The sequence below is a fragment of the Arthrobacter sp. E44 genome, from assembly GCF_041877125.1.
Taxonomy (GTDB): domain Bacteria; phylum Actinomycetota; class Actinomycetes; order Actinomycetales; family Micrococcaceae; genus Arthrobacter.
Map to the genome: position 1 here is coordinate 44,249 of NZ_JBHDJA010000007.1, position 9,869 is coordinate 54,117.

10 protein-coding genes and 1 tRNA gene are annotated in these 9,869 nt (G+C 65.8%); 3 read left to right on the forward strand and 8 right to left on the reverse strand.

From position 1 onward, the window contains the following. Positions 1 to 21: 21 nt before the first annotated feature. Both ACETK3_RS08120 and ACETK3_RS08125 read right to left on the reverse strand, forming a co-directional pair. Positions 22 to 336, reverse strand: a complete 315-nt coding sequence (locus ACETK3_RS08120; RefSeq protein WP_142132330.1) for a hypothetical protein — start codon at positions 334 to 336, stop codon at positions 22 to 24. A 164-nt stretch (positions 337 to 500) separates the two neighbouring features. Beyond that, the gene (locus ACETK3_RS08125) at positions 501 to 1,355 is read right to left on the reverse strand and encodes a LysR substrate-binding domain-containing protein (RefSeq protein WP_236799974.1); all 855 of its coding nucleotides are present in this window, start codon (positions 1,353 to 1,355) and stop codon (positions 501 to 503) included. A 140-nt stretch (positions 1,356 to 1,495) separates the two neighbouring features. On the opposite strand from ACETK3_RS08125, the gene ACETK3_RS08130 reads away from it, so the two are divergent. Next, positions 1,496 to 2,875: an MFS transporter gene (locus ACETK3_RS08130; protein WP_237429117.1), complete on the forward strand. Its 1,380-nt coding sequence runs from the start codon at positions 1,496 to 1,498 to the stop codon at positions 2,873 to 2,875. Between the two features lie 105 nt (positions 2,876 to 2,980). On the opposite strand, the gene ACETK3_RS08135 is transcribed toward ACETK3_RS08130, so the two are convergent. Both ACETK3_RS08135 and ACETK3_RS08140 read right to left on the reverse strand, forming a co-directional pair. Then, a complete protein-coding gene (locus ACETK3_RS08135) occupies positions 2,981 to 3,121 on the reverse strand; it encodes a hypothetical protein (RefSeq protein ID WP_236799972.1) in 141 nt (46 codons plus the stop codon). A 94-nt stretch (positions 3,122 to 3,215) separates the two neighbouring features. Continuing rightward, positions 3,216 to 3,286 (reverse strand) — tRNA-Gly (locus tag ACETK3_RS08140). Between the two features lie 265 nt (positions 3,287 to 3,551). Here ACETK3_RS08140 and ACETK3_RS08145 point away from each other — a divergent pair. Next, positions 3,552 to 4,013: an SRPBCC family protein gene (locus tag ACETK3_RS08145; RefSeq protein ID WP_236799971.1), complete on the forward strand. Its 462-nt coding sequence runs from the start codon at positions 3,552 to 3,554 to the stop codon at positions 4,011 to 4,013. 60 nt (positions 4,014 to 4,073) lie between these two features. On the opposite strand, the gene ACETK3_RS08150 is transcribed toward ACETK3_RS08145, so the two are convergent. Further along, complete coding sequence (locus ACETK3_RS08150) at positions 4,074 to 5,804, reverse strand: CAP domain-containing protein (RefSeq protein ID WP_237429116.1); 1,731 nt, start codon at positions 5,802 to 5,804, stop codon at positions 4,074 to 4,076. A 142-nt stretch (positions 5,805 to 5,946) separates the two neighbouring features. Between ACETK3_RS08150 and dcd the strand changes: the two genes are divergently transcribed. Then, a complete protein-coding gene (gene dcd, locus ACETK3_RS08155) occupies positions 5,947 to 6,522 on the forward strand; it encodes a dCTP deaminase (protein WP_236820676.1) in 576 nt (191 codons plus the stop codon). Positions 6,523 to 6,577: 55 nt separating this feature from the next. On the opposite strand, the gene ACETK3_RS08160 is transcribed toward dcd, so the two are convergent. From ACETK3_RS08160 to ACETK3_RS08170, 3 genes are all read right to left on the reverse strand, one after another. Next, on the reverse strand, positions 6,578 to 7,759 hold the full coding sequence (locus ACETK3_RS08160) for a cation:proton antiporter (protein ID WP_237429115.1): 1,182 nt from the start codon (positions 7,757 to 7,759) through the stop codon (positions 6,578 to 6,580). Between the two features lie 5 nt (positions 7,760 to 7,764). Next, positions 7,765 to 8,247 carry a cation:proton antiporter regulatory subunit gene (locus ACETK3_RS08165; protein ID WP_142132335.1) on the reverse strand — a complete coding sequence of 161 codons (483 nt, stop codon included), beginning with the start codon at positions 8,245 to 8,247 and terminating at the stop codon, positions 7,765 to 7,767. A gap of 65 nt (positions 8,248 to 8,312) precedes the next feature. After that, complete coding sequence (locus ACETK3_RS08170; protein ID WP_236820675.1) at positions 8,313 to 9,716, reverse strand: MFS transporter; 1,404 nt, start codon at positions 9,714 to 9,716, stop codon at positions 8,313 to 8,315. Positions 9,717 to 9,869: the final 153 nt, after the last annotated feature.

A 9,869-nucleotide genomic window follows, 5' to 3' on the forward strand; every position in this document is an offset into this window, starting at 1 on the left:
CCCGGCCTTTCGCATAAGGCTTTAGCCCAAATACCAGCCGGGCGGAGTCCAGGTGACCGGGACGCTGTGGGCTGAGAAATCCTCGCAACGGGTGCAGGTGTAGGCCACTTCGCCAAGGGTGGCTACCGTTCCGTCCCGCCGGTAGGTGGGGGGAATGTACGACTCAAGGTAGACGAACTCATCGGTTCGGCATTTGTCGCAGGTGGGTTTCCCGACGTATCCGGAGTCCACGGAGGCGTGTCCGGTTCCGAGGGTGTTCTGGCGCGTGGACGGCCGCGGTGCAGAGTACGGGCGTGCGTGTGCAGAACCGAGATGGATGTTCCTGGCTGTCGTCATTGGCTGCCTGTCCCAAGCGTTTTCCCATGCAGGGGACGCGCTTGATTTAGTGAACTGGCCTGCTGCTTGACCTTGAAAAATCAGCATAGGCTATGCCAGTTCCCCTATCAATGGACACGAACCCCCTAACTCCCCCAAATACTGGAAATCATGCCGGAAGAGAGTTAAGTTTGCCGGTTAATGGTCCGGCCGACGATCGACTGGGTGAGGGCGTCGATCACCTCGGCGTTCGCCAGCGGATTGCGGATCAGGGTGAAGTCCACATCGCCCACGGCGGGAAGGTCGAAGCGACGGGTGATGATCTTCAGGTCTTCAGGCACCAGCGAGGTCGGCATCACGGCCACGCCGATCCCGGCCCGGACCGCTGCCAGCACGCCGCTGATCTGCCGGGTGGTGCAGGTGATCCGCCAGGTCCTGCCGTGCGCTTCGAGTGCATCGATGGCGAGTTTCCGGCTGAGGCTGGGCGCGGGGTAGGCGATCAGGGGTACGGGGGTGCCCGGCTCCATCACGGTCTGCTCCAGGCCCACCCAGGAGAAGGAATCGTGCTGGACCACGGTGCCATCCTTTGCCCCTGCCACCCATTTCACGAAGACCAGGTCCAGCTGGCCGGCGTTGAGCTTGCGGTACAGCTGGTCGCTTTGCCCCACCGTCAGCTCCAGGTTGATCTGGGGGTAAATCTGCCGGAACTCGCGCAGGATGCGCGGCAGCCCGGTTATGGCGAGATCGTCCGCGGTGCCGAACCGCAGCCGGCCCCGCATCGCCGAACCTGAAAAGTAGCGGGCTGCGGCGTCGTGGGCGGACAGAATGTTCCGGGCGAATCCGGCCATGGCGTCCCCGTTGTCCGTCAGCCGGACATCGCGGGTATCGCGCGTGATCAGGCTGCGCTTGGCCGCCGCCTCCAGCTTGCGGATGTGCTGGCTGATGGTCGGCTGGGCCAGCCCGAGGCGCTCGGCGGCTTTGGTGAAGCTGAGCGTATCGGCGACGGCCAGGAAAGAGCGCAACTGGGCTGGTTCGAACATGTGGACTCCGGTGACTCTGTAGCTGCGGTCTTATTGCGTATTGCAATACGAGTTATAGGGACCATACGCCTCCATAATCTGCTCCGCCAGCCTAGCGTTAAGGGCATCCCAGACCGCCCGCAATATTTGAGGACATCCCTGTGGCACCCCCTCCGCCTTCGTCGGCCTCCATCTCCCAACCAGTCATCGACGCGGCGGGCTCAGCGCCGCCCAACAACCAGACCCAGCCGATTCCGGTCGTCGCGGAGCGGCTCCCGTGGAAGCACACCTTCATCTCGCTGAAGGTGCCCAACTTCCGGATCTTTGCGGCCGGCCACTTCATCGCGGTCATCGCCATCTGGATGCAGCGGATCGCCCAGGACTGGTTGGTGCTCCAGCTGTCCGGCTCCGTGACAGCCGTTGGCATCACCGTGGCTCTGCAGTTCCTGCCCTCCCTGCTGCTGGGGCCCTGGGGTGGCATGATCGCCGACCGGTTCGCCAAGCGAAAGATCCTCATCTTGTGCCAGAGCGTGGCCGCTGTCCTTGCCGCAACGCTTGCCACCCTTGCCCTCAGCGGCGTCATCATGGTGTGGCACGTCTACGGCATTGCCCTGGTCCTGGGCCTGGTGACAGTCCTCGACCAGCCGGCGCGCCAAGTGTTCGTCAACGAACTCGTAGGCCCCACCTATCTGCGGAACGCCATCAGCGTCAACTCCACCACCTTCCAGCTGGGCGGCCTGATCGGCCCGGCCATCGCGGGCCTGCTGCTGACGGCGGTGGGCGCCGGCTGGGCTTTTGCGGCCAACGCCCTGGCCTGCTGCTCGACGGTGGTGATGCTCCTGGTCCTGCGGAAGGACCAGCTGTTCGTCAGTGCACCCACGCCCAAGAGCAAGGGAATGCTGCGGGAGGGGCTCCGCTATGCCCTGAGCAAGCCCACTATCTACTGGCCATGGCTGATGGCCGGATTCGTTTCGGTCTTCGCCATGAGCCTGCCCGTAATCCTCGCCGCCTTCGCGGACCACGTCTTCCAGGTGGGCGCCGGTGGCTACGGTGTGCTCAATGCCCTGGTGGCACTTGGTGCCCTGTCCGGCGCCGTGGCGTCCACCCGCCGTCGTCAACTGCGCCTTCGGTCCGTGGTGTTCTGCGCCGGCATGTACGGCCTGATGCTCTGCCTTGCTGCGCTTGCGCCGTCCATGGTGTCCTTCGGGGCGGTGATGGTGCTGTCCGGATTCTGGTGCCTCATGTTCCTGACCGGCTGCAACCAGCTGGTGCAGGTCAGTTCCAACCTGGGCATCCGCGGCCGCGTGATGAGCCTGTACATCATGGTGCAGATCGGGGGCCAGGCGCTGGGCGGCCCCATGCTGGGCTCGATCGCTGAACATGCCAACCCGCATGTTGCCCTGTTGGTCTCCGGCGGCGTGCCCGCGCTGGCGGCCATCACCGTCGCCGCGATCCTGGCGCGGAAGGGTGGCCTGGCGGTCCGGATGGACATGAAGGCCCGGCGCCCTTTGAGAATCGTCAGCAGGCACGCGGGTGCCTAGCGAACGGGCCCGGTAGGGCCGGTCGCCTGCCTGCAGCGAACACAAGACCCCGCCATCAGCCGCGATGACGGGGTCTTGTGCTGGCCCAGCGGGATGTTCGCTGGGTTACTTCTTCTTCGCCGCTTTGGTGGGGGTGATGTCCAAGGAGCCGGCAGGGGCAGCTGCGGCCCTCTTGTCTGCGCGCTTTTCCTTGATGGACTTGCCGGACTTTTTTGATGCCGTTTGACGCGGGGACTTATCAGCCATGATTGCTCCTGTAGCGGAGCCGAAAGGCTCCTTGCTACCGACGGTACACCCTGGCACCTAATGGAACTGTGGAGGGCCGTTGTGCGGGCACGAGAGCGGCTGACGGGAATCGAACCCGCGTATCAAGCTTGGGAAGCTAGCGCTCTACCATTGAGCTACAGCCGCAGCGCCCTCGCTCGAGCGGGGCAGAACTTAGCTTAGCGCAGATCTGCAGGCTCCCCGCCAACCCGGCCAGCAGCGCCTCCGTGTCCTTCAATGCAAGACCTGCAACCCGCCGCAACCCGGGGCGTCATCCAGTAACTCTTCAATAACGTCCGCGGTGCCTGCTAGGCCCGGCCGAGGGGCGCTGGCTAACCTGATCCGGGTAGCGGCCGCATTTGGGGGAGGCAGCTATTGCGGCAGCCGACGTCAACCACAGGAATTTTTTTACATGGCAATCGCAGAGCACGAGGTCCTCATAGAACGCGACGCCATGCCCGTGTACCAATACCTCCTTGACGCGACCAATCTTCCCGCCTGGCGCAGTGACGTCCGGAGCGTGAAGCTCGTTCGGGGGCCCGCCGATGCCAACGGCGCGCTGTACCGCAAAATGGTGGCCGGCCGCTCCGGCCTGAGCATCCCGGCGGAACTGGAGATCACCAACCTGCGGCCAGGGGCAGAAATTGAATTCCACATCGTCTCCGGTCCCGCAACCCGCTGGGGCGGCTACTACCTCAGCAGCGAGGACGCCGGGACCCGCGTGCGGTTCGCCATGGAAGCAAAACGCGGCGGCCGCTTCGGCTTCCTCAGCAGGTTCACGTTCCTGGACGGGATGCTGCAGCGCCGCGTCAGCTCCGACGTGGCCCAGCTGGACCGGCTGAAGCACGTGCTGGAACTGCAGCCCGCACTCTGACGCTGCAATGCCGGGTGCTGGTGCCGGGGTTCGGCTACCGGTGCCGGCAGACAGCCTGGCCTACTGCGCCAGCCGCTGCCCGCTCCAGGGGCCGGTTATGTTCGACGGCGACGCGAGGCTTCCAGAGCTAAGGTCCCAGTACTGCACGGTGTCATTGGCCCGCCGGAGGGCCACGCCCGTGGAGTTCAGCCCGGTGACATTCCGCAGCGCCCGGATTCCCGTGACGTCCGTCCACCCCGTTGCGACGGTGGGCCTGGCCTCCGCGCGGACCGCGGTGGTGCCCCACCCGCGGTAGAGCTGTACGGTGCCGTCGGTCTTCAGCGCGAGGACGTCCTGGAAACCGTCGGCGTCGTAGTCCACCATGGAGAGCCGGGAGGCGTAGATGCCAGTGGCAATGGTGACCCGGTCCGCGATGTCGCCGGTTCCCCTGTTCGCATACATGAACAGGTTGCCGGCGCCGTCCAGCGCCAGGATCTGGGGCATGCGGTTGTTGGCGCACCAACCACCCACGGCCAAGGTCAGGGTGTTCCAGCCACCCGTACCGAGGGTGATGGGCGCCTGGAACCCACCGGTGGCGATGCCCCTGTACAGGGTCAGGTTGCCGCCGGTCCACTGGGTCAGGACGTCATAGGCGCCGTCCCGGTCCCAGTCGGTGACAAAGACTTCCTTGGCTCCGCCAAAGCCGGAGCCGATGACCTTGGCCGCGGCGTAGGTGCGGGGGCCGGTGGACGCCCGGTTCAGCAGTTGGCCGGCGGAGTCGACGGAAACGAGGTCCGCCGGGCCGGTGATCGCCGCTGCGGCGAGATTGAGGGTGGGCGGCATGTGCTTGACGGGTGCGTCGCACAGGCTTGGCGGCGGGGGCGGGAAAGCTCCACCCGACCCGGCGCCACCCGGGGAATCGAGGGTTCCCGCCGGCAGTGTGGTGTATCCGAAGAAGTTCACCACACCCCAAATCCGGTACGTGGAGTTCGTATAGGAGATCCCGGCGCCCATCACGTTGAAGCGCGGGTCGAGAAGCATGGCATTGTGGCCCGGTGAACCCTTCCACCACTCCACAAGCTGGGCGGCGTCCCGGTCGGTGCGGATGGCGATGACTTCACCGGCTCCGTTGTTGGGGTTCAGGGCGCGGGGATCAGTCCAGAAACTCGCGCGGTGTTCGATTACCTCACGCGTGGCGATGTTGTCCGACCATTCTTGCGACAACCCGGCCACAGTGGGGTGGTACTTGACCTTGTTAAGGCCGTTGGCCACCCGGTACTCGTTGATCTTGGTGAACACGGTGAGGATGGCGGACGCGTTGCTGTCCGGTACCAGTGCCTCGGTGGAAAGGGGGGCGGAGGAATCGGGAGCCGCGAGCTGCGTTGTGGACGGTGAGGACAGTTCCTGGTCCGGTGCCCACAGCGGAGGGATGGAAGCCGTTTGGGGTGTGGCCGGGAAAGCGGAAGTGGGTGGCGGAGACGCCGAAGTTTCCGTGGAGGGCGCAACCCCGGCATCGGACGGAGGGGCGAGGTCGGGTGCGGACGTGGCCGTTGGGGGAGCGGGTGCAGGGTCCGGTGCGGGGGCTGCCCCGGTCAGGGGCGAAGCGACGCGGATATCGGGGTCCACGGCAGGGGTGAGTTTCCCTGCCGTGTCAGCCTGCATGGACGTTCCGCTGCCACGGACCAGCGGAGCCTGCAGTGTGATGCTCGCTGTGCCCGAGGCCTGGCCGAAGGGCAGCGGCTCGGGGGGTGCGGCGGCAGACGAAGAGACCAGCGCCAATGCACAGAGCACGCCAATAAAAGACGGTGCCACTAATTTATTCACAACATCCCCAGCTCTGTTACGCCATCCGGGAGACCATTCCGGCGGCTTTCATTCGCAACATTAGCCCCACCAGGCCACAGCAACAACGGGAAAGTGTGGCTGTGGATAACCGATACGGTAATTTGGGACGGTGCTGATCTCTGACCGCGACATTCGAGCCGAAATTGATTCCCAGCGGATCGTGCTGGAACCGTACGATCCGGCGATGGTCCAGCCGTCGTCCGTGGATGTCCGGATCGACAAGTTCTTCCGGTTGTTCGACAACCACAAGTACGCGCACATTGATCCGGCGCAGGAGCAGCCCGAGCTGACCCGGCTGGTGGAAGTGGAGCAGGACGAGGCCTTTATCCTGCACCCGGGGGAGTTCGTCCTGGGTTCCACCTATGAGACCGTGACGCTGCCCGACGACATTGCGGCCCGCCTGGAAGGCAAGTCATCGCTGGGCCGGCTTGGCCTGTTGACCCACTCCACTGCCGGCTTCATCGACCCCGGCTTTTCCGGCCACGTCACCCTTGAGCTGTCCAACATGGCAACACTGCCCATCAAGCTGTGGCCGGGGATGAAGATCGGCCAGCTCTGCTTCTTCCGGCTGACTTCGGCGGCGGAGTACCCGTACGGCCAGGGGGAGTACGGAAACCGGTACCAGGGCCAGCGTGGCCCCACCGCCAGCCGCAGCCACCTGAACTTCCACCGCACCAGCATCTAGAGCACCAGCAGGCAGCCGCGCGCCAAAGCTCCTGCGCTTCCAATGCTTTGAGGGGCTAGGTCTGCGGGGCGACCGCCCGCGGCCGGATGAACGGCTTGGCCAGCGGCTCCACATAGCGCGCGGCCAGCGGACCCAGCACCGCCATCAGCAGCACGTAGGCGGTGGCCAGCGCCGCGAGCTCATGCGGAACCGCTCCCGAGGCAACGGCAAGGCCCGCGATCACGATGGAGAATTCGCCGCGCGCCACCAGTGCGGCGCCCGCCCGGAAGCGGCCCGGCCGGGCGATTCCGGCCTGCTTGGCGGCCCAGATTCCCGTGATCATCTTGGTGCCCGCCGTGGCCACCGCCAGGACCAGGGCCCAGCCCAGGACCGGCGGAATGGAGGCGGGGTCCGTGTTGAGCCCGAACGCCACAAAGAAGATAGCGGCAAACAGGTCCCGCAGCGGCTCAAGGATGCGGGTGGCATTGTGCGCGGTGGAGCCTGAGATGGCGATGCCCAGCATGAACGCGCCCACTGCCGCAGAGACCTGCATGGCGGATGCGGCGCCCGCCACCAGCAGGGCGGCCCCGAGGACGTTGAGCAGGAAGACCTCGGAGTTCTCGCTGTGCACGGCCTTGGACACGTGGTGCCCGTGCCGCAGCGCCACCATCAGGACCACGGTGACCACCGCCAGGGCAGTCCCCACCGTGGTCAGCCCGCCCAGGAAACTCACCCCGGCCAGGGTGGCCGTGAGGATGGGCAGGTAGACGGCCATGGCCAGGTCCTCGAACACCAGGATGGACAGCACCACGGGTGTTTCGCGGTTACCAAGCCGGCCCAGGTCCGTAATGACCTTGGCGGCGATGCCCGAGGAGGAGATGTAGGTGACCCCGCCCATGACCATGGCACCCACGCCGCCCCAGCCCAGGAGCAGCGCGAGCCCGGCTCCGGGGAGGAAGTTCAGGACGAGGTCCAGGATGCCGGCCTGCCAGGAACGGCGCAGCCCGGTAAAAAGTTCGGCAGCCGTATATTCCAGCCCGAGCATAAGCAGCAGGAGGATGACGCCGATTTCGCCGGAAAGATGGGCAAATTCGTGCATGCCTTCGAGCTTGACGACGCCGCCGGCGCCGAAGGCCAGCCCGCCCAGCAGGTAAAAGGGGATGGGCGACATCCCGATCCGTCCGGCCAGCCTGGCCAGGAGGCCGAGGCAGAACACAACGGCCCCCAGTTCAACGAGCGTCTGGGCCAACGGGTCCATGGGAACTAGCCGTGGCGCAGGATATGGGCCGCTGAGTCGAGGCCTTCCTGGGTGCCCACTGCCACCAGCAGGTCGCCGGGGTGGAGGACGACGTCGGGCCCGGGCGATGGCAGCACCTCACCCTCGCGCATGATGGCCACGATGGAGACGCCGCTCCGGGTGCGGATGGACGCCTTGCCCATGGGCTGGTTCTGGAACGGGGAGTCGGCGGCGATGGAGAACTGCCGGGTGACGATGCCCGGGACGTCCTTGTGCTCCTCCGCGAGCTTCATTGCCAGGTGCGTGCCGCCCAGGAGGTTGCCAAGGGTGGCTGCTTCATCGCTGGTGAGCGGAATCGAAGCCTGGCAGGTATCGGGGTCGTCCCAGGTGGAAACGATGAGTTCCGTCTGGCCCTCCCGCCGCTCCACCACACCGATGCGGCGTCCGGAGGCGGTCATGAAATCCTTCCGGAGGCCCAGGCCCGGAAGGTTCGTTTCGTCCACGTTCATGGGTCCAGCCTAGTCCGCCTTCCACCACTTGGCGGAGTCCCGGACCAGGCCCCCATCGCGGTGTTTCAGCCGGCGGGAACGACGGCGACGGGAGCCTTTGCCGGTGGCTTCACCGGCAGCAGCACCAGGAGTCCTGCCAGGAGGACCACCATGATGCCCAGGATGCCCCACCGTTGTGCCTGGCCGGCAGGCACCAGCGGGGTTGCCAGGGTGATGCAGAGGGTGAACAGGGCGGGTGCAAGGAAGCTGACGGCCCGGCCGGTGGTGGCATACAGCCCGAAGAGTTCGCCGGACTCCCCGTGCGGTGCGAGTCTGGCCAGGTAGGCGCGCGACGATGACTGGGCCGGCCCGACGAACAGGCAGAGGAACAGGCCGAACACCCAGAACGTGGTGCTGCCCGCCCATTGCATGCCGAAGAAGGAATAGTTGCCGTTACCCAGGACCAGGATGGCAGTCCCGGCCACAAGCAGTCCCACCAGGGAGCCGGTGATGACGGCTTTGGGGCCCACCTTGTCGTCAAGGAACCCGCCGAGCATCGCGCCGATGGCCGCCACTACGTTCCCGAAGATCGCGAAGAAGATCACCTGGGAAAGGGCAAAGCCAAACGTGCCGGCCGCGATGATCCCGCCGAACGTGAAGACCGCGGCCAGGCCGTCACGGAATACGGCGCTGGCTAAGAGGAAGTAGATGGTGTGGGGGCTGGTGGCGTAGATGGCCTTGATCCGCCGGAACAACAGGCCGTAGCTGGCAAGGAAACCCAGGCGGGCGGCCTGGGGTGACCGGGGTAGTTCAGGGACGGCGAACAGGACGGGAAGGGCGAAGACGAAGAACCACAGGGCTGAGAAGACGGCCACCAGTCGGATGTTGAGGCTGTCCTGCGTGGACGCGCCAAACCAGTCAAAAGCCGGCTGGACAAAGAGTTGCAGGACGATCAGGAGGGCCACGATCCCGCCCAGGTAGCCGGCGCCCCAGCCGAATCCACTGACCTTTCCGATGTTCTGCGGCGTGGAAACCTGGGCCAGCATGGCGTTGTAGTTGACGCCGGCGAATTCAAAGAACACGTTGCCCAGGGCGATCAGGCAGGCCCCGAGGAGCAGGAACTCCGGCCGCGGGAACACGAAGAAGCACAGGGCCGTGAGGATGGCGACGGCGGCCGAGTTCACTCCCAGCCACAGCTTGCGCCGGCCGCCCGCGTCGGAGCGCTGGCCCGTCACGGGTGCCAGCAGCGCGATGGCGAATCCGCCCACGGCCAGCGCGGCGCCCAGCACGGCCGATGCGCTGTCCTCGCCCCCAAAGGCGTTGGACGTCAGGTAAACGGTGAAGACGAAGGTAGTCATCACTGCGTTGAAGGCCGCCGAACCCCAGTCCCAGGAGGCCCAGGCCAGGATGCGCCCCTTGCTGGAGGACGGGGTTCCGGCTTCGAGTTCCGAGGCCGGCTGCATTGCCCCCGGCGCGCTGGCGCTGTTCATACGATGAATCGTATCCGCCCGTGGCGAACACTCCGGGGAGCTCCGGCCCGTGCTGCCGGGGATTCTGCCCGGGTGGGGAGCCATTGAACGGGAAGGCTGGCAGGCACGCCTTGATAAACTAAACCCTCCCGGACCTAACTTTTTGCCGCCTGC

What these genes read in the sequence shown, in the direction of transcription:
- ACETK3_RS08165 (WP_142132335.1), bottom strand. Translation starts at nt 8,247, where the DNA reads ATGAACGTGGACGAAACGAACCTTCCGGGCCTGGGCCTCCGGAAGGAT.
- ACETK3_RS08135 (WP_236799972.1), bottom strand. Translation starts at nt 3,121, where the DNA reads ATGGCTGATAAGTCCCCGCGTCAAACGGCATCAAAAAAGTCCGGCAAG.
- ACETK3_RS08170 (WP_236820675.1), bottom strand. Translation starts at nt 9,716, where the DNA reads ATGAACAGCGCCAGCGCGCCGGGGGCAATGCAGCCGGCCTCGGAACTC.
- ACETK3_RS08145 (WP_236799971.1), top strand. Translation starts at nt 3,552, where the DNA reads ATGGCAATCGCAGAGCACGAGGTCCTCATAGAACGCGACGCCATGCCC.
- ACETK3_RS08125 (WP_236799974.1), bottom strand. Translation starts at nt 1,355, where the DNA reads ATGTTCGAACCAGCCCAGTTGCGCTCTTTCCTGGCCGTCGCCGATACG.
- ACETK3_RS08160 (WP_237429115.1), bottom strand. Translation starts at nt 7,759, where the DNA reads ATGGACCCGTTGGCCCAGACGCTCGTTGAACTGGGGGCCGTTGTGTTC.
- ACETK3_RS08120 (WP_142132330.1), bottom strand. Translation starts at nt 336, where the DNA reads ATGACGACAGCCAGGAACATCCATCTCGGTTCTGCACACGCACGCCCG.